Origin of the sequence: Leptospira alexanderi serovar Manhao 3 str. L 60, assembly GCF_000243815.2 — a bacterium.
In the GTDB taxonomy this organism is placed as follows: Bacteria; Spirochaetota; Leptospiria; order Leptospirales; family Leptospiraceae; genus Leptospira; species Leptospira alexanderi.
This window is the reverse complement of sequence record NZ_AHMT02000052.1, coordinates 240,001-262,500: the sequence shown is the minus strand read 5'-3', so window position 1 is coordinate 262,500 and position 22,500 is coordinate 240,001. Positions and strand designations below refer to the sequence as shown.

Sequence of the window (22,500 nt, the reverse complement as noted above, 5' to 3'; positions counted from 1 at the left end):
GAGCTTCTACTACGAATCCCAACGAAAGAGTTCCGGAAGATTTCAGTAAGGTAAGAGATAGAATCAAACAAGAATTAGCCGAAGCAAAAAAGCAGTCTATCTTTCAAGACTACTTGTCAAAGCTCAAGTCCGAAAACGAATTTAAAATTGCATCCGAAAGTTTGAAGGCGGGACAAATCTAAGATTTCAAAAGCCCTTGTTTCCAAAAACCGGGGCTTTCCTTTATAATAGAATTTTTTCCCAGTCGATTACGAACTTGGAAAAGTATCCCAGTTGGATACTCGTAAAAAACAATAAATTATAACTTTATCCAACAAAAATTTGAAATCCGAATGGAAACATTTTTTTCATTCGGATCACCTGTCGGAACAATCCGAAATAAAATTTTGCTAAAATGAAAATTGGATTTTAGTGCGACCAACGGATACTTTCTTTAAAAAACAAACAATTGAAAAAACAATTCTCGAAAGTATATTCAGAAAACTTAATTTACTATTTTTCAGCTTCCTCCTTTTTCCACTAACTTAAAAGAGTTTCTAATTTCTTTTTCTGCTCCCTTATTTTCATCCTTCATTCTACTTATTTATCATAACCCTTTCGGCTTACCAAATAATGAATTCATAATTTTGTCCAAAGTGTGTTGGAAATTTTTTCTTGAATTTACGTTTCATCAAAATACCTTTGTCGATCGAGAGGGGAATTGAATGAAAAACCACATCTACATGCTTCGTAAAAAACGGGGTATAAAACAATACGATATGGCGAGAGCACTCGGAGTTTCTCCAAGTTACCTTTCAAAAATCGAAACCGGAAGCCAGGATCCTACCGAAAAGTTTAAACAATCCTGTGTAAAATATTTGAAAACCACTCTTGAAAGATTGTTTAACGAGCAGCCCGTTGAGGATGTTTATCCTGAATTTACGGAAGGGCTCACCAATAGACTCTGGGCAAAACGTAGGGAATTGGGAATCAAACAATACGATATGGCTAAAAAACTAAAGGTCTCCACCCCTTTTCTTTCTAAGGTGGAACTCGGACTTTTAGAACCGCCGGAAGATTTTAAAAATATGGCGTCCAAAGCCTTAAAGATGAAAAAGGAAGAATTATTTCTTCAAAAAGTTGAATATTAAAATAAAGTAAAGTTCCGTTCTGTAAAAAAGGGAAGCGAGTGCTTTCCTTTTTTACGTACGGCGGTATTATTTAACGTGAGTTCGGCCTAAGGAGGAAAAAAGAGAAAATCTTGTACAGAAAAGCGCCAGATCACATATTGAACTAAATTTCCAGCAAGAAAAGGGTTAAATATGGATCTGACAGAGATATTTTGTGCGATAGACGATTATTGTACACAACAAAAAATAAACTGGAACGAGAAAATACTTTTGTCCGGTGGTTCGAAAAAGAAACCGAAAATTTCAGTTAAGCCTGAGTGAAGTAGCAACGATTGTTGTCGGTTTTCATCTTTCTCATTATAGAGAATTTAAAAATTATTATCTGATAGAAATAAAAAAGAATTTAAAATCGGAATTTCCAAAAGCGGTAAGTTACAATCGTTTTGTTGAACTGATGCCTAACGCGTTATCTGTCATAGCTTCGTTTCTATCAAATTCTTGTCTGGGAAAATGTTCCGGAATATCGTTCATTGATTCTACGATTCTTTGGAGTATGCGACAACAGAAGAATCCATTCTCATAAAGTATTTAAAGATACTGCACAACGAGGGAAATCAAGCACAGGCTGGTTTTATGGCTTTAAATTGCATTTAATCGTAAATGATCAAGGTGAAATATTATCATTTATGATTACTCCTGGAAACGTCGACGACAGGAATTCGAAAGTGATTTTTCCACTTGTTAAGAATATTCACGATAAACTTTTCGGAGATAGAGGTTATATCAGTCAATCTTTGTTTGAAAGTCTTTATGAAAAGGGGATTCAACTCATTACAAAACTTAAAAGAATATGAAAAATAAATGAATGCCCTTAGTTGATAAAATTCTTTTAAGAAAAAGAGCTATCATTGAATCCGTAAATGATGAACTCAAAAATATCTGTCAGATTCAACATACTAGACATCGAAGCTTCTTCAATTGGGCTGTTAATTTATTAAGTGGGTTAGTCGCATTTTCATTTTTTCCAAAAAAACCTTCTTTGAATTTGAGATCCAAAGACAATTTACAACTTTTACTCTCTCCTTAGGCCGAACTCACGTTATTTATGCTAAAAAAATAAAAAGGAATTATCGATTCAAGAGCAGATTCAGTAGGTTTTTGACCAAACGATTCTTAAATTTAAATAAAATACACTGACTTAGAAAAAACTTTGAGGGTTTTAGCACAACGAAAACTTCACCTAACACCGATTTCTCGTTTCGTTAGGTATGTTATATATTACGAAAATGAAAAAAGATATAAATTCAATTATTGAGAAAATTAATAATACGGGCCTTGAGCAGTTAGACGGCCTGTCACCGAAGCAGATGCACGATATGCTCTATGGGGAAGAGCAAAATTCTTTTTACAAATTGAATCCAAACGATAAGTCCGTTAATGGAATCCCGTTGATAAAACAAATTAGATATTTTCTAAATCAAATCGAAACCGAAGTTAAACTAACAAAAGCCGGAAATCTGCCTCCGACTCTGGTTAAAGAATTATATTCTCAAAAAATACTTGTCGACGAACTTATTGAAAATGGTTTTACGAAACTAACCAAAGAAACGGATGCAAATTGTATAGTTTTAACAAGAGTTCTCTGCGAACTATCTGGAATACTGAAAAAAAGAAACGGAACCCTGTCCTTGACTTCGAAAGGAAGGGACATCTACAAAACCAACGGAATATTTCCGCTTATATTCGATACATTCGCCAATACGTTTAATTGGTCTTATTTCGACGGATATCCCAATAAAACAATAGGACAGGTCGGTTATAAATTCAGTTTATTTCTAATTCACAAATACGGCGATGTGGAAAGGAATGCGGACTTTTACTCTGAAAAATACTTTAAAGCCTTCCCTCAATTGTTAGATAATCCGGAAACAAATCAATTTTCAGAACCTTATGGATGTTATTCGGTTAGAACGTTTCGTCGGTTTCTTGATTATTTCGGATTCATTCGGGTCACCGGAAACCATTTTCAAAAGTTGATGACCGTCCGGAAAAGTGAAACTTTTGACGAATTTATCGTTTTTAAAGCGCACGGCGTCTAATCGTGGCTCCGTTAGGCGTCATCGGAGGAACCTATGGACATCATCGAATTTCAAGAACCTTTAAAGATGGTAAGAAGCATGGAATTTTAAGGCGAAGATCGGATTGTAAAAACAGCTTGGTCTGAATGGAAAAATCAAAGGAATTGAAGCCTAAAGTAGTAATCCAAATATTTAAAAGTCGGCTGATACTATCCCAAAGGGATAAATAGACCCATTGTAAATTTACATTTTAACGGGAAAAATATCGACATTTCTAAAAGGCGACACTTCCAAATAGCCCGTTTAAAACCCAATTTACCGATTAGGTAAGAATCAATTGGAAAAGCGATTTTTCTTTTTCTCGGGGAATAGAAAGGCGATTTTACGAGTTGGCTATATAGTAGAATTTAAAGATATCTTTGAAAATTTCCTGAATGAACGTGCCAAAGATCAAACTTTTCCAAAATATCTTCAAGTCGAATTGTAAGGAAGTGGATTTTAGGAAAGTACTTAATTAAAACATAATATTTTTTAAGCGCTCAAGACTAGCCTGAAATTGTTCGCGTCGGTTTGTACGAAAGATCAAACGGAGTTAATGCGCTCCATACTCCGATCCGAAATGCTAAATCAAAAGGGAAATGTACTCATTTTGGTAAGGCAAAATAAAACGTGGCTCCCTGATCCACTTCTCCCTCCGCCCAAACTCTACCTCCGTGGCGTAATACGATTCTTTGAACGATTGCTAATCCAATCCCTATTCCCTCGAATTCGCTATTTTCATGTAATCTCTGAAATACTCCAAAGAGCTTGTTCACATATTGCATGCTAAAACCAGCACCGTTGTCTTTTACATAATACGTAATTTCCTTTTCTTTCTCCAAATATCCGATTTCAACTTTCGGATTTTCCTTCTTAGAAGAATACTTGATCGCATTGGATATGAGATTGATCAAAACTTGTTTTAACAATTCCGCGTCACCCATAATAGGAGGAAGATCCTTCACTTCCAATTCCAACTTTCCCTTTTTTAAATCCTCCTGAAATTCCTCCAAAATCTTATTCACCAATTCGTTCATATTGATCGGATTTTTCCTCATATCCTTTTTTCCCAACTTGGATAAAAGTAGAAGACTATCAATTAAGCTACCCATTTTCACGGAGTTTTCTATGACTAATCCGAGTATCCTTTCTCCCTCTTCGTCTAACTTATCTTTATAATCCTCTTTTAATATCTTTGTGTAACCTCTTATTCCACGCAGAGGAGCCTTTAAATCGTGAGAAACCGAATAACAAAAAGCATCCAACTCTCGGTTCGAATATTCCAATTCTAAATTTTTTTGCTTGAGACTTTCGTTCAACTCGAGCAGCGTAATATCCTGAATATATTTATCTATAAAGAATTGAACCTTATTGATCAAAATCTCAGGTTGAAACGGTTTTGTGATAAAGCTGAACGCCCCTTTTTCATAACCCTTAAATACGTTCAGGTTGTCCGTATAAACCGCGGAAATAAAAATGAACGGTAAGTGTGCGGTTTTACTTTCTTCCCTTATGATACCTGCCAGTTCGTATCCGTCCATCTCCGGCATTTGTATATCCAACAAAGCCAAAGCGAACTCATGATGTAAAATCGCCTTCAGAGCATCGTTCCCGCTAAGAGCTTTGACGAGTTCTACATCCAGATCCTTAAGTACGACTTCCAAAGCGATCAAGTTTTCAGGCTTATCGTCCACAATCAATATTTTCGGTTTTAATTTCATGATCTTTAACACAACCCGCTATCTGCTTAGCCAAACCCTCATCAAGGAAAACAATCGCTCCACATCGACTGGCTTAGATATATAATCATTCGCACCTGCATCAATGCATTTTTGCCGATCATCATTCATTGCCTTCGCCGTAAGAGCGATAATAACAATATCCTTATACTTTAAATTTGCGCGGATCCTCCTCATCGCCTCGTATCCGTCCATCTCCGGCATCATAATATCCATAAGAATCATATCAATATTCTCGCTTTTGGAAAGAAGTTCCAAAGCGTTATTTCCGTTTTCAGCTTTTAAGACGTCCATCCCCTTTTCGCTCAGTATTTTCGATAACGCAAAAACATTTCTCATATCGTCGTCGACCAGCATAATTCTCTTTTGAAACAAAACAGCATCCCTATCATATAAGCTATTTATTATATTCTGCTTCGATTCGGGAAGATTGTTGATCATTCTATGGAGAAACAAAGCGGTTTCGTCCAATAGTCTTTCCTCGGATTTGATCCCTTTTATGATGATACTTTCCGAATACTCTTGGAGTTCCTTACTTTCCTCTTTCGTAAGCTCCCTTCCAGTATAAATGATGATCGGAGGAATTTGTTTTTCTTTGATCTTTTCCATCTCGCGTATCAAATCGAAACCACTCATATCAGGAAGACCAATATCCAAAACGATACAATCGAAATGATTCTCACTATAAACTAACAACGCTTCCTTACCAGAACTGGCTTCGAAACATTTCACATCATCGTTTCCGATTAATTTTCGCGTCGTATTTCTCGAATTTTCGTCGTCTTCGATGATCAAAAGATTTTTCATCTTTCTGCTAATAAAGTGTTCGATGCGATTGAAGGCTTCGTCCAACTGTTTCTTATTTACAGGTTTCTTAATATACTCTACCGCTCCGTCCCGAATGAGTTCGAGGGAATATTCTTTTGCAGAAATTATGTGAACGGGAATGTGTCTAACCGACTGATCCGCTTTTAATTCGTTCAATACAGTATGTCCATTAATTCCAGGTAGATCCAGATCCAAAAGAATCGCGTGCGGTTTGTATTTTCGGGCCAGAACCAATCCATCTTCTCCAGTCGCTGCGGAAATACATTTGAATCCTTTTTCGTTGGCTTGTTTAAGCAGAATCGATGCAAATTTTAAATCGTCTTCGACGATCAAAAGAATTTTGTCTGCTTCAGCAATTTCATTTCTATCGTCCTTCAACGTATGATAATTTACGAATTCGTTTTGATCTCGCTTTGCAAAGGCTTCGAAGTTAGTAACAACTCTTGTTTCTTCTTTTGGAATTGCAGTCTCATTCCTTTTCCCCTCGATCGGAAGCAGTAAGGAAAACGTGGAGCCTTCGTTCACTTTACTTTTGAGATGAATTTCTCCTCCCAATAACCTGGCAAGTTCTCTGGAGATCGATAAACCGAGCCCGGTCCCCCCATATTTTCTACTCGTACTTCCGTCCACCTGTTGAAACGCTTCAAAGATCGCCGAGTATTTTTCCTCCGGGATTCCGATTCCGGAATCGATTACGGAAAAAAGAATTTCATTGGAATTTTGTCTTTTGACTTCCAATTGAATCCTTCCGCGTTCCGTAAATTTTAACGCATTTGAGATTAAATTTTTCAAAATTTGATCCAATCGTTGGGGATCAGTGCGAATCTTTTCCGGCAAATCATCGTAATAAATCAGATCCAAATCTAGTTTTTTTTCCGTTGCTTGGAATTTAAATCCGCTCATAAGATCTTTTATAAACGTCTTGAGTTCGACTTTTTCCAGGTTAATCGACATTTTACCTGATTCTATTTTGGATAAATCCAGCACTTCGTTTATCAAAACTAAAAGATCATTTCCGCTTTTATAAATGATGTTCGCGCTTTCCACCTGATCCTCATTCAGATTTTTCTTTTTATTGTCCGCAAGGTCTTTAGAAAGAATCAATAGACTGTTTAAAGGAGTTCGCAATTCGTGAGACATGTTCGCCAAAAATTCGGATTTATATTTCCCCGAAAGTTCCAGCTGTTCCGTTTTTTGCTCAATATCGTTTTTCGCTAATTCCAGTTCCTTATTTTTCATTTCTAAAATTCGAGTCTGTTCTTCCAATTCTTCGTTAGAAACCTTTAACTCTTCCTGCTGTTGCCTTAAAATCTGCGTCTGCTCTTCCAATTCCTCGTTCATCTGTTTTAGTTCTTCCTGTTGAGTCTGAAGTTCCTCACTCTGAATCCGAGTTTGCTCCAGAAGTTCTTGAACACGTCTTCTCACTCTGGAAGAATTGAAACTGATTCCTATACTCTGGACGGCCGCACTGACAAATTCGATTTCGGAAGATGAAAAGGAATCAAGCTTCCCTAGTTCGATCACACCTTCCGTTTTCCCTTCGAACATAAATGGTACGATCAGGATTTCTTTCGGTTTTGTGTAGATTACAGAGGATAAGATACGAATCGATTCTTCCTCTACGTTCGTCAAAAGAATCTGTTTTTGGTCGGCTGCCGCCTGCCCGATCAAACCTTCATTCAAAATAAACTTTTCAAAAGAACGATCGGTAGAGGTAAAACCATACCTTCCGAAAATCGATAAGGAATATTCCTGGTCGTCGCAAAGATAGATCGCACCCACGTTAGCCTTTAAATAATTGGATAAAAAGATGATGACATCGTTTGAAAGAACCGACTCCGCCTTATCACCCCTTAATTTTTCATTGAGAAGATTTTGACCGCTCATTATCCAATTATGCTTTTCATTTTCTTGGGTCTTTTTTCGGAGAGAAGAGGTCATCGTACGCAAAGAATTTCCCAAAACGTCCTTTTCCGATTTGGGTACAAAGTCTATGAGATAATTTCCGGAAGCTACGTTATTCGCATTATCTGTTATCTCCTTAAAACTTTCGCGAATCCTACTTAAGGATTCGTACACAGGTCGGAGTTCGTCATTTGCGAAGTCCACCAATCGATTATCCGAAAATTCCCGGTTGGCGATCCTTTCCGCTTTCTTCGCAATAAACTGAATTCTTAGACTAATCGTTTTTATAATCCAATAAGAAATTGCAATCTCAATGAGAAAACTCGTCAGAACCAACAGAACTAAAAAAAGAAGCGTAAAATAGTATCTTTTTTCGTTTTCCTGCTTATCCGTTTGGATTTCTTTCTCGCTCTTTTTTACAAGATAGTCTAATGTCTTTATAATAGAGTCTCGTATAATAAGACCTTTCCGAATGGAAATTTCAAATGCTCTATTCTCGTCACTTTTCAAAGCGAAAAACACAATTTGAGCCACATCGGACTTATACGTAGCCCACAAAGGCTTAAAATCATCGAGTGCCTTTAATCCATCCTTGTCGATGTACATCTCCAACTCGATCGTCTTTTGATCGGCCAAATCTATCGCCTTATAAAGCCGATCCTTATAATAAAGTTTCTTTATATAATCTTTTTCTATGATGATATTTTTCTCGTGACGCGACGCTTCCAAAACATCGATTAAAATCTCATGAGACAAACTTACTTTTTTTGCGGATAGATTCACGATTCGCTTCAGTCTCTCATTCGAATCAGAAAGCATCTCAATAACGAATAAAACGCTGATAAACAATATCGTTAGAATAATAGAAAATCCGATGATCAGTTTTCCTCGAATGGTCATGTATATCCTCGGTTTGGATTATTTGGATCCAATCTTATCAGTAATTCCGTAATCTTTTCCAAAGAAAGTATATAATCCACCGGCCCCGCTCTGATAGCCGACTCTGGCATCAAAGAAACCTCGGAATATAATGGATCTTGAACGATCGTCAAGCCGCCGTTTTCTTTTATCTTTTTTAAACCCTTTGCACCGTCCGAATTTGCACCCGTTAAAACGATTCCGATCAACCTATCGCCGTAAGCATCGGAAGCGGATTCAAATAAAACGTCTATAGAAGGCCTTGAGAAATTCACTCGTTCACTAATTGAAAGGGAAACCGTCTTATCCTTTTCAATCAATAAATGATAATTAGGCGGGGCCACATAAACAGTTCCCGGTTCGATCTTTTCCTTTTCCTCCGCCTCTTTGATCTTGATGTTACACAGATCTCTGAGAATCCTAAACCATGTACCATCGGAACGGGGACCGATATGCTGAACGAGAATCAGCGGGATTCCGTATTCCGCGGGTAAAGACGGCAATATCGCTTTCATCGCATTCATCCCCCCTGCGGAAACTCCTATCACAATCGCCTCGTATTCCATACGAATTTTATAATATAACTTATCTAATATTTTTTCTTGTATATCTTTTGTTTCAAATCTAGAGCATCGTATTTCTCCCGTAAATCCCCATAAGAGATCCCCTCTTTGGAGCCTAAACAAAGAAATCCTCCGTTTACGAGGCTTTCAAAAAAAAGGCGATGCACCTTACTCTGCAGATCTCTCTTAAAATAAATCAAAACATTTCTACATAACACAAGATTAACTTCCGCAAAAACACTATCCGTCACTAAATTATGATTAGCCCATACGATATTCTTTTTCAGCATTTGATTCATAATTACCATCTCCTGATCGGAAGTATAATAATCCGAAAAGAATCCCTTTCCTCCCGAAAGTTGATAATTGATCGTGTATTCCTTCATTGCCTCATTTCTAAAAATACCCTCCCTTGCCGTATTCAAAGCGCGCTCGTTAAAATCGGTGGCATAGATAACCGACCTCTCATACAAACCCTCTTCTCTAAGAACGATCGCCATAGAATACGCCTCTTCTCCGGTAGAACAACCCGCATGCCAAATCTTTACAAATGGATACGTTTTTAAAATAGGAATGACCTTTTCTCTCAAACACGCGTAAAAGTCAGGATCACGAAACATCTCCGTAACGGTGATCGATAAATCCTGCAACAGCCTCGCGGCAAAAGTTTTGTCGTGTAATACCTGATCCTGCATTTCGGAAATATTATTGAAACCCGAAAGTACGAGCCGACTCATCAGCCGTCTTCGTATATGAGCTTCGGAATATTGTCTGAAATCATAACCATATCTTTGAAAAATTGCCTCTAAAAGAAGATCGATTTCGATGTCCTGAGTATCCCTAGACGTCATAAACATTTCTTCCGATTCAGAAGATCTCGTGATTTTCAAATCGTAATAAAACTTCCTCCTCTTTTTAATAAAAAGAACTCTTACAGAATAAAATTAACCTCGTAGACAATCCGGCGACTTTATTTGAAAAGAATTACTTAATTGAACCGTCAAAATGTATTTTGATCAACAACTTATTTCAAACCGGTTTAATTTTTAGAAAATTTCGTTTTACGAAAGATAAATTCCTTATTATTTATATACTAATTTTCTCATTTAAAATAATACCCGGAAGAATATTCACGAATTTTAATTTTAGGAAATATAGAGGAGCACACCGGCCTTTTCCATAAAAATCGCCAGCCGTCCCAAACTTTTATCACAAATCCTTTTCCAACAGCCTTAAAGAACCGGCCTCAAAACTGCTTATTAAAAAATTAAAAACAACGATTATGAGGTCGAATGTTTCTATTTATGAACAATCTTCGAAGTCATAACCTTCATCTAAGCGAAGGTTTTTCGGTTTCTTACCATTCTTCCCCGAAAATATTAGAATTGAATTTAAAGTTTCTTTTACATCGTGTTATCATAAACGTTGGCCCACTCCATTTCCATCCAAGAATACGTAAATTTTATACCTAATTTAGCGCGATCTGTAAGATTTTTCCCGGTCAAACCCTCCAGCGATTACCGAATTCAGTAATGCTCATTGCTCCATGTTACTTTATTCAGTACATTATAATACTTTAAAATGGATCTATAAATATTTTTAAAAACACATGCGCGTTCCTTTTCTTGAAATCTTCTATGACAGGTTTGATCGGACTTGAATCTTTGGGAATTGTACGCCACTACAGCTTGTTTTCATTCGATAGAACGCAACATTACTCTTGTAGGAATCCAATTCCGATTGTGCGCGTTTTTTGCGACGAAAAATAAATTCATCCTCAGAATTGCAAATTATTTTTGTAACAAAATGAGACGTAAATTTCTAAATTCAAAAAAAGAATTTCTTTTTTTTGTAACCTGTCCTTTTATTCTGACTCAGATAGGACGTATGAATTCTCAAAAGACTCGCGTGAATAAAAAACAAAATAGAATCGCTAAAAAACAAGATGTTCCCGACGACGCGGAACCGGGCATACATCCGGGTAGCTCGCTTCGAGCACGAAAAATTCTTCGTTGGTTTGGAAGAATCTACGGAAGCCTTTTTTATAAAACCGACGTCAGCGGACTCGAAAACGTTCCGAAAGAAGGAACCGTTCTTGTACTTGTAAAACACCAAAGAAACGATGACATTCCTGTCGGTCTTGCAAAAGGGTTGTATAAAGCTCGTTGGGACATCTGGGCGATTATGAAAGACTCTATGGCCGCTCCAATGTTTTTTAATTTCTTTTTAAAATGCGGAGGAATCCCTCTCAATCGACTCGAACCCCGCAAAAGTAAAAGAGATCTTCTTTTTGCAAGGAAAGTATTATACAATGGTAATATGTTGGTCATCTTTCCCGAACAAACCACAATTCCCTACAAGATGGGAAGGGGGAAACCGGGGGCATTTCGTTTTATTGTGGGAAAACCCGAAACCCCTCTTCCGGTTTTATGCTTAGGTCTAGACTATCAGCCCCGAGGTTTTTTACGGAGAACGAAATTATCGATTCGAATCGGAGAATTAAAATATTTGAATCCGAACGAGAATCCAGAGGAATTTTTGCACGAACGTATGCACGAAATCGCGAGTCTCACCAACCTTACCTATCCATTCGAATTCAAAAAATCTAAATTAGAAAGTTTTGAAGAACTAGATTCTGCAAAGGTTGAATCGATCACATGAAAATCCCAATAGCAAAAGGAAGTAAGCGCGCCCTTCTCGTAGAAGGGGGCGGAATGAAAGGGGCGTTTGCCGGCGGCGCGCTGCATGCTTTGCATACCTTGGTTTCTCCGAAACATTACGATTTGGTCGTAGCGGTTTCCTCCGGTGCCTGTTCGGCCGCTTATTACGTAACAATGCCCAAACCAGAGCCCGAAAAAAGCTTAAAAACTCTTGCGATTTGGTATATTGAACTCGCCGGAAGAAAACTTATTTCTCCCTTTCACCCTTTTCAGGGAAAAACTTTTTTAGACCAAGAATATCTCGTAGATGATCTGCTCGGACGTAAATATCCCTTACCGGCAGAGAATTTTGAAAAGTTCGGCCTGCCCGAATTAAGAGTCGCGGTCAGTAATCTTCAAACTCGAACAATCGAATACGTGCGTGCAACTTCTTCGAATATATTTGATCTTTTGAAAGCGGCAACTTCTCTTCCGATCGCAACCAGAGGAAAACATAAAGTGGACGGGAAATTATATTCAGACGCGGCAATACTCAACCCACTTCCGTTGGGAGATTTGATCGAGGCGGGTTATAAAGATATTACCGTTGTCTTAAATTCTCCCGTGGAAAGGATCTCTCCTCCGTTCGGAATGCTGACCAGTCTTTTATCTTTTCCAAAAGATTGGAAAATGGCAAAACTGATGAACAGATGGCACCATCACCATTTCAATCTTGCACGAGCTGTTGCACAAAAACCTCCGAAAGGAGTTCTAATTCATACGATCTCCCCTGAAAATCCTTTGCCGGTAACTCTCGTTACCACGAATGCGAACAAACTGAAAGAGACGGTAAATTTAGGAATTTCCAAAGGAGAAGAAATTGGAAAACTCCTTTCGAAACTTTTTACGAAAGATAAAGACGGAAAAAAGAAATCCGTCTCAAGAAGAAAAAAGTCAAAATAAAACCGTTATTTCGACCTATAGGCGAAACATAAGTCCGATCACAATCAGGTGGGAACAAAACGGGATAAGAAAAATAACTTCTTATCCCGGCTAATATCAACCGAGAGTATAGTAGAATCTTTCGTGAATGATTTTTCCGTCTTGCCAAGTTTGAACACTTGCTTGTGTCGCTTTAACATGTCCCCATTCCTTATGAACATAATCGACTACCCACTCGACAACACTTCTATTTTTTTCTTCGTCCACGATCGTACCTAAAACTTCCGCGTGGTTCCATTTCGCTTTGGATACAAAGTCCTTTTCTCTCGCAAGATTCGCCTCAAAACCAACAGTAGGATTCTGCGTATTTTCCTGCATTACTACGTTTGGGTGATAGAATTCTTCAAAGGCTTTGATCACGTCGCCTGCGAGAATCATTTCGTTCAATTTGGAAACGCTTTTTTTGATACCTTGTGTTTGTGTATTCATCTTCTTACTCCTTTTAAATTCTTACCGGGTAAAATTCGGAAAGAATTTTAGTTGCAATTACAACTATTCCATCTTACGAAATAATGATTGCAAATGCAACTAAAAATTGAGCTTTGATTTCAATGAAGGAAAAATTATCGAAACAGTCGATCGACACATGGGCCGCCGGATTGAAATTTTATACGTCCGCTTCCTCCAAAATCGAATCCGACCTTACGAAAATGAAGGCAATTTCCCTCACCTGGTACGACATACTCTATTCAGTCTATACAAAACCTAAAAAACGATCCAGAATGTCTGATATCGCCGAGGAAATTATTCTCAGTAAAAGCGCGTTGACACGCTCCGTCAATAAACTGGTCGCCGAGGGTTTTTTAAAACGAGAAAGAAGCGAAGAAGACGCAAGAGAGTTCATCATAGAAATCACTGCTTCAGGAATTCAAGCTCTAAGAGACTCCTGGCCGATTTATGAAGAAGGTATTCGGGAGATTTTCGTTTCCAAACTGACTCCCAAAGAAACAAACGAACTTTTAAGAATTTTTAGAAAGCTGAACCAAACCTAAAAGTCTATCTCAATTAAAAGTTCTCTTCAAATATAATTTAAAAATATCCCAACGAATATTTTAACTAAAGATAAAGTATTTTTAAATGGGTTTTTAATCATCTTCGTTCTTACCGAACCATAACGAAGGAGAAATTCCGAAGTAACTATTCCAAGTTTTTCCTTTGTATGTCGTTCTATTAAAAACAAATTTTAAAATGGAAATTTTTTGAAAACCGGTCTCTTCTTCGTACTCATGATTCCAAAGCAAACCACCCAAAAAAGGAACCGCCAAAAACCCATAACTTTGAAAACCTCGAAGCGCCCTTTTTTCGGAATAATATAAAATCCCACCTAAAATTTTGGTCGATTCTTCTTTTGCGATTTCGGAACGATTTCTATAATAGAGAATTCCAAGACCGCCTAATGTAATCGATCCTTCCTTGTCTTTAGAATGATACGTCAGAATCGGAGGCGCTAAAAGGGAATAACCATCCTGAGTTTCACCATATCGATAGATCGGAAGAAAATTCTGGATTCTTTCTTGAGGAGAATTGAGATATCGAATCCAAAGAAAGTTCCAATCGGTCATCTGAGAAGTCGATTCGTAACCTAACAAAACACCTCCGAAAACTCCCCATCTCGTTCTGTCCCTTTCAAATTCTGCGTTAAACGCACCCAAAAAAAGACTCAATTCTTTTTTTTGTCCATCTACATAAGATTCCAAATCGAACAGATATAGAAAGTTGTAGCGATTGGACCATTGATCTCTCCTTTGATAATAACCCAGGAAAAAAAACGAAGATCGCCTATCGCCGAAAGAATAAGTATAAACGAATGGAAGAAAGAAAAACGTTTTCTCTTCGTATTTTTGATCGTTCGAATAATAAATCGAAGGAAAGAAAAATAAACTTCTCTTTTCCGAGCTGTCATCTCTCTGATAGTCGAATACAATCCCGAGTAAATTCGTATGCGAATGAACTTTTCCGTCTCTATTTTCTCCGAAACTTCTATAGGCAAGAATTGGCACAATCCATCTGTAGGAATTGGAATATTCGTTATTTTCGCTTTTATAAAAGAAAAAAGGAAATAAATACAAGTTTTTATCATAAACCGCATCGGATCCATTTCTTTCATATCCAAAAACGGAGAAAAATCCCCTGAAAGACGTAGACTCAGTTTTTACGGCGTAAAAGTATTTCTTATTTTTATAATTTGCTAATATTAACCAATCAAAACCGTTGGTCTCGACTTGAATTTTGTTTTCCAATTCCCTACTCTCAAATGTGTGGAACAAAGGAAGCGGCAGTAAGGTATAAAATCGATTCTCAAAAAATTCTCCGCCCTCCTTTTCGGAAACGGAATCGGTCTGAACAAATAACGGGTTGAACAAAAAGGTATCTCTATGTTCTTCCACAATCTCTTTTTTCCAATACCAAAACGGAAAAAAATAAAAATCGGATCCTTCCTTTCGGTTTGAATCGGATTGAAGATCACTTGCATATTTTCCTCCCCCTATAAACAAAAGAAAATTCCAGGAAGATCTTTGGGAGGAATACGACGTATAATAACCGAAAATAAAACTGTATTTTCTTTCTCCTTCCTGCCCCCAAACTATAAATGGAATCGGTAAGATCAGATTCAGATCGGTAACATGAGATTTATTGAATATTTCTCTTTTCAGAGACGAAAAATAATAAAACGGACTAGCGAAGAAAGAATCCTTCGATTTTAAAAGGTCATCCTCTTTAGAAGAATATAAAAACAAAGGGGTATAAACATTTCTTTCCTTTAAAATCTGAACCCCGTTTGTAAAACGATCCTCGTAATTTTTATAATAAAACGGAAAAAAAGCGCTGTATCCGAAATCGTAATCATTTCCGTTTTTATGATATGTATCTTCCGAGAAGTGATAAAACGGAAAGAGTATGCCGTGAAAAGAGGAACTTTCCTTTGTTGTCGTATTTTCCTTATAACGATAGTAGAATATACTTTTCGTTTCCGAACTCTCCGCCGTTTCCCGATGCGCAAAGATCGGAAAAAAACGATACGAAATTTCCTTTTTAGATTTCTCATAATGTATCAAAGGCCAAAGAATCGAATACTCCCGGCGATCTTTTTCCTTTTCCATCACAAAAAGAAAAATTCCCACCGAAAGAATAAAGTCCGTTCCCTTTTTTTGTTCCGCATAAACAGGAAAAATAACCCGATAGGATTCCCCTCCCACCGTTCCTAAAAAAGTAGGCAAAGGAAAAGGAAAGGCCAATATATGATCGTCGTTGTTTTTTCCCCAAGTGAACCAGCCCAATGGAAGAATTCGAATATGTTTTTTTTCGTCGTTCGACTGATAACTCGCAATTCCAAATAAAGCCTCCCATCCGAAATAATTTTTTGAGTTCTCCCTCTCCAACTTTTTATAAGAAGCAAAATTCGAATTTTCTTTCGAAGAAGTTTGTTGTATTTCATTAAACGGAACTTCCTTTTTAGTTCCTTGGATTTTAGAATCCTTAACCTCTTCTTTTTTTTCATCCGTAAAAAAAGTAAGAGGACTGGCAACTTCCTTCCTCAAAGAAACACTGAATAAATTGTAAATAAAAGAATAATCCAAATCCACATAGTATTCTTTTCCGGAATCGTTTGATTTGAAAGAAGCGTCGAACCTTCCTCCGGTTTGGGAAACGGAAAGCCCACCGAAATAAAGTTCTAAGTTCTTGTTCCTTTCATAATATTTAAGATATGCCGGAAGAAAAATATCGCCTCTGGAATCCGGATTTTTCCACTCGAAATAAAGAGGCGCCACAAAAAGTGAATTCGTTTTTTCCTCCCTGTTTTCCGAAGAATAATACAACAAAACCCAATCCCGGTCCACATTCGGAGATCTAAGTCTATAATGAATCGGACTGAACGAAACGTAATCCCTATCGTCTCCTCCAAATCGATAATAGAGCGGAAGCCAAAAATTATATTCATTTTTTTGATAGTAGTGCAGAGGCAAAATCGTTCGAGTAACGGTTTCGTCAGCCGAATCCTTCCAACGATAAAACAAACCCGCCAAACCTAAAAACGAAGATCCGTCTTTTTTCCTGGAAGAATAATAGAACGGATAAACCCGAGTAAAAGAATTCGAATCCGAACTGTAATCGTGATAACCGAACAAAAAGAATTCGTCTTCTTCGGAAGCGAAATATCGATAAAGAAAAGGAAGTAGATACGTCTCTTTGTAATGCTTTCCTTGAGTCTGAAAAAAAAGAAGTAACGGAATATGCAGATGGGAATTTTCTTTGTAAAAAATGAAAGGAAAACTCACTAGTTCCGTTAAACCCTTTCCTCTTTCCCGTTTATAATACGTATTCAGATAATAATCCGAATATACATCCTCGGAACGATATTGATAGTAAAACGGGCCGGCTCGATTCTCGGCCGCATCCTCGCTCTTCCAAGAGAAATATAAAGGAAAAATATGTTTATACTCGTCCTTCTTATAAAACCAAATCGGGAAAAGGTTTAAGTAGGAATTCTCTTTGTAGAATACGAACGGAAATAACACAAACGTATTGTCAGATTGTTTTTTCGTTCCAGACCAATAGAATAAGGGAAAAATCCGAAAATAACTCCAGTCCTTTTCCTTTCCCCATTGAAATAGAAGAAAATTGCGAACTTTATAATTTTCTCCATCATCTTTAAGATACAATGCCAAAGGGGCGAAAAAAAAACGAGTCGTTTCGTTCCCGGAAGCAATCAACTTCGATTTGTAAAGTAAAAGTATCGGTAAAAAGGAATATTCCCATTCTGTGTCTAAGGTTTTTTCCTTTTCCCGAAACCAAAAAGGAGAATAAAGAACGAATTTTTTGGAATCTAAACTCGACTTGGACTGATGATAAAAAGGAAAAAACGTAAACGAATAGTCCTCTTTGACTCTATAATTCGTATAATAAATGAGAGGAAAGAAACTGAAAAAACTTTTTTCGGTAGAATGCCCCCATTGCAACAAAGTAAACATCGTGTGAGACTCTTCTGGACTTTCCGAATTGAAATACAAGGCAGGAAGAAACATCGTATAAGTTTTCCTGAATCCGTTGATGAAATCGTTCTTCAAAATCAACAAAGGAAAAAAACCAGGAAACATATAAAAATTCTTTTCAAAGCCAGGGCCGGAAAAATTAGAATTGTAACCTAACCAATAAAAATTGGTAGATTCCCCATATCCGACACCGCCGTTTACGGGCCGAATCGTATTGCGATAATACAAGGGAGAAAGGAACGTCTTTTCTTCCGCCACTTCCGTCTCCACTCTACGATAACTGAATATCGGAAAGAGATAATTTAGACTCGTCTTTCCGGACTTCGCCTCAATAGAATCATAGAATGGGAATATTCTAAATTGCTTAAATTTCGGATAATCCGTTCCTCGAATAAACCAAAACGCGTGCCAGGAAAAATGTCCCGGCCATTTTTCGACGTCCACAAAAAGCATTCGAACCGGATACTTCTCTTCCTTCTCGCTTCCGAAAATTTCCTTTTTTTCATTTACGAGTTCGTCAAAAGGATCCCCCGTATAAGTTCGGTTTTGCGCCAATAGAATTCCAGGAATAAGAAGTAAGATCGTAAGTAGGATTTGATTTCGCATCTTTAATGAGGCTTCAAGTTTATGGATCAATTTCGATCGTTTTCCTTTTGCTCTTTTCTCCGGAGACAATCCTAATTTTTCTTTTGGGAATTTCCATCTCCCGCGAAATCATTTCGATCACCGCTTCGTTCGCCTTTCCTTCCAAAGCGAGCTCTCGAACCGCAATCGTTATAGACCCGTCTTCCTCTTTTCGAAAAAAAATCTTCTTTGAATTCGGTTTAACGCGAACTGTGAATTTCATGCTCCCGTTTCAGGAGTTCGACTTTTCCGACGAAATTTTCCGACTAAAAGATATGCCCCATCCACCCTAAAAATGAGACTGAAAACGAAAAAAATCAGAACTGCGGGAAGAATTGTCAGACTTAAATGAATTCTGGAAGCCTGCACGTAATCGATCCCTATCGATTCCAAGTAGTTTAAAATAGGAGAATATAAGAATATTTGATGAAAGGAAAGAAAACCCCCCAATAACAAAAACGGAATCGACATTCTGGAAATTTTTCTCGTAAGTTCGGACCAAGGGAATCCGACCTTGTGTCTTTTCAAAAAGATTCCCAAAAGAAGAAAGGTAATCATCGCCGAAACCGCGGAGGAAAGAGCAATAGCGGAATGTTTTAAAAACCAAACTAGGGACAAATTCAGAATGATATTGATCGTAAACGACACGGACTGAATCCGGAGAGGAGTTTTCGTATCTTGAAAGGCGTAATAGGAAGAAATCAATATTTTATTGATACTAAAAAAAGGAATCGCAAGGGAATAAAAGATCAAAGGCTGAGTCGCCGTATGAGTGGCAAGATGGTCCCACTTTCCGCCGAAATAAATAGAATCCAAAATCGGTCCCGCAAGAAGTACCATTCCAATCGCAGCAGGAACCGTCAAAAATAATGCGAATTCGAGAGCGGCGGCAAGTTCCTGTCTTAGGGAGGACAATCCCTCCTTTTTTAGGGATTGTAAAAGAGCGGGAAGAATCGTGGTCGCAAGGGCAACTCCGATGATCCCAGTGGGTAATTGAACCAACCTTTGGGAATAATCCAAACTCACGACCGCACCAAGCCCAGGGTTACGATTTTGCACCCAGTTCGCCAAAAAAATATCCACGAGAAGACTAAGTTGATAAAATCCTCCACCAAGCGCGGCGGGAAGCATCAGCTTAAAAATCTTTTTGATCGCCGGATGTTTCCAATTCCAGTTGATTTCGGGCATGTCTTTTTTTTTCCAAACGTACCAAACCTGGACCACGAGTTGTAAAAATCCTCCCGTAACGATCGCGAAACAAAGTACAATTACACGATCGTGGACGTCCTCTACGAACGGAAATAGACAGATGAATACGAAAAGATAACTAAAATTTAAGATGATCGGGGAAAGAGAAGGGACAAAGAATCGATTCTTCGAGTTGGAGATCGCCATAAAGATAGCGGACAAACTCGCCGTAACGATTAAGAAAAACAGAATATATGTAAGCTCTATTACTAAATCGGAATATTCTTTCGTTCCTCCGACGAGAATCGGGAGAAAAAAAGGAGAAAGAAAAAATACGATTCCTACAAGAAGAGATAAAACAAAAAACAAAAAGGAAAGAACCGCCCCGCTCATCACTTTCGCTTCTTCTTCTCCAATCTTTCCGAACTCCGAGTAAAGAGGCATAAAGGATTGGGAAAGAGTTCCTTCCGCAAGAAGATTTCGAAACATATTCGGAAGACGATACGCCACTGAAAACGCGGAAGCAACCATTCCGGTTCCGAAAGAAACCGCCATAAAATGATCCCGAATCAGTCCTAAAATTCTAGATAAAAATGTGTAAAAAGAAAGTGCAATACTTCGCGATGCGGCGTTGGACAATTCTCAAGTTCCTATAAGTTTTTCTAAGTATCGAACTCCGTCCATGGTGTTCAAGTCAAACTGAATCTGACAAGCCGGGCACTGATATCTTCCGGGTTTTGAAACTCGAATTCTCGAAGAACAAGCCCCGCAATAAATAATTCTTTTGGGAAAATTCCTTTCGGTTTGAATCGCTTTTTCAAGAACGGACTTTACCGAATATGCTGCGGAACTTCGATCCGAAACGAAAGACTTGGTTACATCGGATAAGGAAGAATTCTCAGAAAATACCGAAACTTCTTCTTGAGAAATAGAAGGTTTTTTCTTCTCCTTTTCTTCGTTTAAGAACGCCTGCAATCTTTGAGATTGACTAGAAATACCATGAGGATTTTCCGCTTTCAAAGTCTCTGACTCGGAAGTTTTTTGAGTCTTACCCGATTCGATCTCAAGTTCGGGAACGGTCTGAATCTCCGGAACATACGAGCGGGAACCGTGAGAAATCGTACCTTTCGGAGAAGAACTGGAAGAGTAGAACTGTACAGGAGAATTTCTTTTGATCCTTGAGGTTGGAGTCGAAGCAGATCGATTCCTCCTCTGATCCTGAATTTTGATCAAAGAAAGATATTCCTCGGCGCGTTGAGGATCCTCAAAAAAAGCGATGGATCTACCGAAGCCTAAAAAGCTCAAAAGGGTTTTGCATTCTTCGTTGAACGCGCAATAAGCAGAAGATGCCCCTCTGTTTTTCAAGAAGTTCTCGAATCTTGCAAGAACGCAGATCCCTTCGGATTCTATATATTCCAACTCTTCGCAAGAGAATAAAAATTTGCGAATCCCCTCTTCCCATTTCGATTTCAAATAGGAATAAAAATCCTCTGCACTCACAGAGTCCAAATGTCCTCTAAGTTTGAGTTTGAGAATATCTCCGGAAAGTCTGGATCTGATTTCCACTTCTGTATCTTACCCTAAATAAATCGCGTCCAAAACTTCTTCAGAGGCAATGTCCGGATTTAATTGAGAAATGATCGGCTCCGTTTGGACTACCGTCGCTACTTCAACCTTTTGTTGAGTAGTCGATTCAGTCTCAGAAAGCGCCTGAGTTTGGACCGCCGATTCGACCGGAGTTTGAGTGGTAACGGGTGTCGTTTGCACGAAAGCTACCTCGACATTTTCCGTAGGACTTCCCAAACTCCCGGGAAAAACGACTGAATCCAACGGACTGGATTGTTTTACAAGAACGGGAACGTGAGTCGCGTTTGTATGAGAAACCTTCTCCATAAGCGGTCTGGAATTCCTATCCGGAGCCGATTTCTTTGTGGAATTGCCCAAGGTTAGTAAGAGATAGATACATTCCAAGAACACAGCGGCACCGAGAGCGATCAGGGAATCATTTCGGAGAAGCCATTCCAAAAGTTCCGTTTGCCGAAAGACGAACTTCCGAAAATTACCTCGATCATAGACCATATGAATCGCCGCCACCCTCTCCAATTTTACGGGGTGATAGACTGCCGCGGAAAGAAGAATCTCAGGTTCGTTGATCTCCGGAAAAAAACTTTCGAACTTAGAAAAGAAAATACTCTTAGAAGAAGTTTCCTCCTTTTTTCTCAAAAGGACCGGAATACCAATTTGCCACTTACGAAGATGAAAAGCTCTCGTATATAAAGAATCCTGATACAAGGCGACCGGCTTTCTTTTTTTTAAACTTTCCCTAAGATATTCCGAATTGGAATGAGCGAGAACAATTCCCACCTCGTTTGTCAAAAAGATCTCTTTGATTGTATAACCATCGGTGTCTCTGTCGGAAACCTTAACCAATCTGGAAAAAATGAAGTTCATATCGTCGTAAGAGCCGTCTACGCCGGAATTTTCGGCCGCTTTTGCAAGAGTGCCCAATGTGTCCCTGGCTCGATTATCCGAACCGACTTTCAAAAGTTCAAAGGAGGCCAAAGAAGATTCCAAAAAGGACCATACAACGGCCCCGAGTGCAACTGATTCGCAAACGATCAACAGCAATAGAAAATAGAATATGCTTTTGAAAATTCTCACTCTGAGACCTCTATCCAATCAAATCGGTAGAAAAGAGATTTTCTCTTGAGGAGAAAAAAGAATTCCGACTCACTTTTCGTCGAAAACGAACGATTTTGAAGGATTCAAAATGATTTCTAAAATCCTACTTTCTCCCAAGAATCGTTATATCTGGGTTCATTTCGAAATAGGTTCCAGAAAAGAATCCAAATTCGCTTTCAGAAGAGAAATAAATTG

16 protein-coding genes and 4 pseudogenes (2 of these 20 cut by a window edge) are annotated in these 22,500 nt (G+C 38.2%); 8 read left to right on the top strand and 12 right to left on the bottom strand.

The window, feature by feature from the left end:
- The 5 genes and pseudogenes from LEP1GSC062_RS17385 to LEP1GSC062_RS17360 form a co-directional block, all read left to right on the top strand.
- Window positions 1-182: the 3' end of an LIC12015 family putative lipoprotein gene (locus LEP1GSC062_RS17385; RefSeq protein WP_020984917.1), read on the top strand. The gene continues 1,297 nt to the left of window position 1, outside the view; only the last 182 of its 1,479 coding nucleotides appear in the window; its start codon lies off the left edge, out of view; it ends in the stop codon at window positions 180-182.
- Between the two features lie 540 nt (window positions 183-722).
- Complete coding sequence (locus LEP1GSC062_RS17380; protein ID WP_004280367.1) at window positions 723-1,130, top strand: helix-turn-helix domain-containing protein; 408 nt, start codon at window positions 723-725, stop codon at window positions 1,128-1,130.
- Window positions 1,131-1,301: 171 nt separating this feature from the next.
- Window positions 1,302-2,196, top strand: a pseudogene (locus LEP1GSC062_RS25355) (IS982 family transposase).
- Between the two features lie 199 nt (window positions 2,197-2,395).
- Window positions 2,396-3,208 (top strand): hypothetical protein, encoded by an 813-nt coding sequence (locus LEP1GSC062_RS17365; protein WP_244265123.1) that lies wholly within the window; start codon window positions 2,396-2,398, stop codon window positions 3,206-3,208.
- Window positions 3,209-3,424: 216 nt separating this feature from the next.
- Window positions 3,425-3,705, top strand: a pseudogene (locus LEP1GSC062_RS17360) (hypothetical protein); the annotation flags it as partial.
- A gap of 126 nt (window positions 3,706-3,831) precedes the next feature.
- On the opposite strand, the gene LEP1GSC062_RS17355 reads toward LEP1GSC062_RS17360, so the two are convergent.
- The 4 genes from LEP1GSC062_RS17355 to LEP1GSC062_RS17340 are packed head-to-tail and all read right to left on the bottom strand — an operon-like array spanning window position 3,832 to window position 10,036.
- Window positions 3,832-4,947 (bottom strand): sensor histidine kinase, encoded by a 1,116-nt coding sequence (locus LEP1GSC062_RS17355; protein ID WP_039942489.1) that lies wholly within the window; start codon window positions 4,945-4,947, stop codon window positions 3,832-3,834.
- A gap of 18 nt (window positions 4,948-4,965) precedes the next feature.
- Window positions 4,966-8,598 carry a response regulator gene (locus LEP1GSC062_RS17350; RefSeq protein ID WP_010578268.1) on the bottom strand — a complete coding sequence of 1,211 codons (3,633 nt, stop codon included), beginning with the start codon at window positions 8,596-8,598 and terminating at the stop codon, window positions 4,966-4,968.
- The gene (locus LEP1GSC062_RS17345; protein WP_010578269.1) at window positions 8,595-9,182 is read right to left on the bottom strand and encodes a chemotaxis protein CheB; all 588 of its coding nucleotides are present in this window, start codon (window positions 9,180-9,182) and stop codon (window positions 8,595-8,597) included. The genes LEP1GSC062_RS17350 and LEP1GSC062_RS17345 overlap by 4 nt, the downstream gene beginning before the upstream one ends.
- A 23-nt stretch (window positions 9,183-9,205) precedes the next feature.
- On the bottom strand, window positions 9,206-10,036 hold the full coding sequence (locus LEP1GSC062_RS17340) for a CheR family methyltransferase (protein WP_244265127.1): 831 nt from the start codon (window positions 10,034-10,036) through the stop codon (window positions 9,206-9,208).
- A 1,030-nt stretch (window positions 10,037-11,066) separates the two neighbouring features.
- Here LEP1GSC062_RS17340 and LEP1GSC062_RS17335 point away from each other — a divergent pair.
- Complete coding sequence (locus tag LEP1GSC062_RS17335; protein WP_039942537.1) at window positions 11,067-11,840, top strand: lysophospholipid acyltransferase family protein; 774 nt, start codon at window positions 11,067-11,069, stop codon at window positions 11,838-11,840.
- On the top strand, window positions 11,837-12,781 hold the full coding sequence (locus tag LEP1GSC062_RS17330; RefSeq protein WP_010578271.1) for a patatin-like phospholipase family protein: 945 nt from the start codon (window positions 11,837-11,839) through the stop codon (window positions 12,779-12,781). Before LEP1GSC062_RS17335 ends, LEP1GSC062_RS17330 begins: the two co-directional genes overlap by 4 nt.
- Window positions 12,782-12,877: 96 nt before the next feature.
- On the opposite strand, the gene LEP1GSC062_RS17325 is transcribed toward LEP1GSC062_RS17330, so the two are convergent.
- Window positions 12,878-13,249 (bottom strand): nuclear transport factor 2 family protein, encoded by a 372-nt coding sequence (locus LEP1GSC062_RS17325; RefSeq protein WP_004499962.1) that lies wholly within the window; start codon window positions 13,247-13,249, stop codon window positions 12,878-12,880.
- Between the two features lie 122 nt (window positions 13,250-13,371).
- Here LEP1GSC062_RS17325 and LEP1GSC062_RS17320 point away from each other — a divergent pair, with 122 nt between their 5' ends.
- Window positions 13,372-13,812 (top strand): MarR family winged helix-turn-helix transcriptional regulator, encoded by a 441-nt coding sequence (locus LEP1GSC062_RS17320; protein ID WP_010578272.1) that lies wholly within the window; start codon window positions 13,372-13,374, stop codon window positions 13,810-13,812.
- Between the two features lie 93 nt (window positions 13,813-13,905).
- On the opposite strand, the pseudogene LEP1GSC062_RS25950 reads toward LEP1GSC062_RS17320, so the two are convergent.
- The 7 genes and pseudogenes from LEP1GSC062_RS25950 to lipB all read right to left on the bottom strand — a co-directional run.
- Window positions 13,906-15,234, bottom strand: a pseudogene (locus LEP1GSC062_RS25950) (LA_1737 family protein); the annotation flags it as partial.
- A gap of 129 nt (window positions 15,235-15,363) precedes the next feature.
- Window positions 15,364-18,417: pseudogene (locus LEP1GSC062_RS17315) on the bottom strand (LA_1737 family protein); the annotation flags it as partial.
- Between the two features lie 19 nt (window positions 18,418-18,436).
- On the bottom strand, window positions 18,437-18,658 hold the full coding sequence (locus tag LEP1GSC062_RS17310) for a DUF167 domain-containing protein (RefSeq protein WP_010578274.1): 222 nt from the start codon (window positions 18,656-18,658) through the stop codon (window positions 18,437-18,439).
- Window positions 18,655-20,262, bottom strand: a complete 1,608-nt coding sequence (murJ, locus tag LEP1GSC062_RS17305; protein ID WP_020984937.1) for a murein biosynthesis integral membrane protein MurJ — start codon at window positions 20,260-20,262, stop codon at window positions 18,655-18,657. The genes LEP1GSC062_RS17310 and murJ overlap by 4 nt, the downstream gene beginning before the upstream one ends.
- 3 nt (window positions 20,263-20,265) lie before the next feature.
- Window positions 20,266-21,189, bottom strand: a complete 924-nt coding sequence (locus tag LEP1GSC062_RS17300; protein WP_010578275.1) for an STAS domain-containing protein — start codon at window positions 21,187-21,189, stop codon at window positions 20,266-20,268.
- A gap of 9 nt (window positions 21,190-21,198) precedes the next feature.
- Window positions 21,199-22,302 (bottom strand): LIC_12071 family protein, encoded by a 1,104-nt coding sequence (locus LEP1GSC062_RS17295; RefSeq protein WP_176091463.1) that lies wholly within the window; start codon window positions 22,300-22,302, stop codon window positions 21,199-21,201.
- 138 nt (window positions 22,303-22,440) lie between these two features.
- A protein-coding gene (gene lipB, locus LEP1GSC062_RS17290) for a lipoyl(octanoyl) transferase LipB (RefSeq protein WP_010578276.1) crosses the window boundary here: on the bottom strand, window positions 22,441-22,500 show its 3' portion. 576 nt of this gene lie beyond the right edge of the window; the window shows 60 of its 636 coding nt (coding positions 577-636); its start codon lies beyond the right edge, outside the window — the gene reads right to left on this strand; it ends in the stop codon at window positions 22,441-22,443.

Bases quoted from the DNA above. Each gene is read 5' to 3' on its own strand.
- LEP1GSC062_RS17380 (WP_004280367.1), top strand. From the start codon at position 723: ATGCTTCGTAAAAAACGGGGTATAAAACAATACGATATGGCGAGAGCA.
- LEP1GSC062_RS17365 (WP_244265123.1), top strand. From the start codon at position 2,396: ATGAAAAAAGATATAAATTCAATTATTGAGAAAATTAATAATACGGGC.
- LEP1GSC062_RS17355 (WP_039942489.1), bottom strand. From the start codon at position 4,947: ATGAAATTAAAACCGAAAATATTGATTGTGGACGATAAGCCTGAAAAC.
- LEP1GSC062_RS17350 (WP_010578268.1), bottom strand. From the start codon at position 8,598: ATGACCATTCGAGGAAAACTGATCATCGGATTTTCTATTATTCTAACG.
- LEP1GSC062_RS17345 (WP_010578269.1), bottom strand. From the start codon at position 9,182: ATGGAATACGAGGCGATTGTGATAGGAGTTTCCGCAGGGGGGATGAAT.
- LEP1GSC062_RS17340 (WP_244265127.1), bottom strand. From the start codon at position 10,036: ATGTTTATGACGTCTAGGGATACTCAGGACATCGAAATCGATCTTCTT.
- LEP1GSC062_RS17335 (WP_039942537.1), top strand. From the start codon at position 11,067: ATGAATTCTCAAAAGACTCGCGTGAATAAAAAACAAAATAGAATCGCT.
- LEP1GSC062_RS17330 (WP_010578271.1), top strand. From the start codon at position 11,837: ATGAAAATCCCAATAGCAAAAGGAAGTAAGCGCGCCCTTCTCGTAGAA.
- LEP1GSC062_RS17325 (WP_004499962.1), bottom strand. From the start codon at position 13,249: ATGAATACACAAACACAAGGTATCAAAAAAAGCGTTTCCAAATTGAAC.
- LEP1GSC062_RS17320 (WP_010578272.1), top strand. From the start codon at position 13,372: ATGAAGGAAAAATTATCGAAACAGTCGATCGACACATGGGCCGCCGGA.
- LEP1GSC062_RS17310 (WP_010578274.1), bottom strand. From the start codon at position 18,658: ATGAAATTCACAGTTCGCGTTAAACCGAATTCAAAGAAGATTTTTTTT.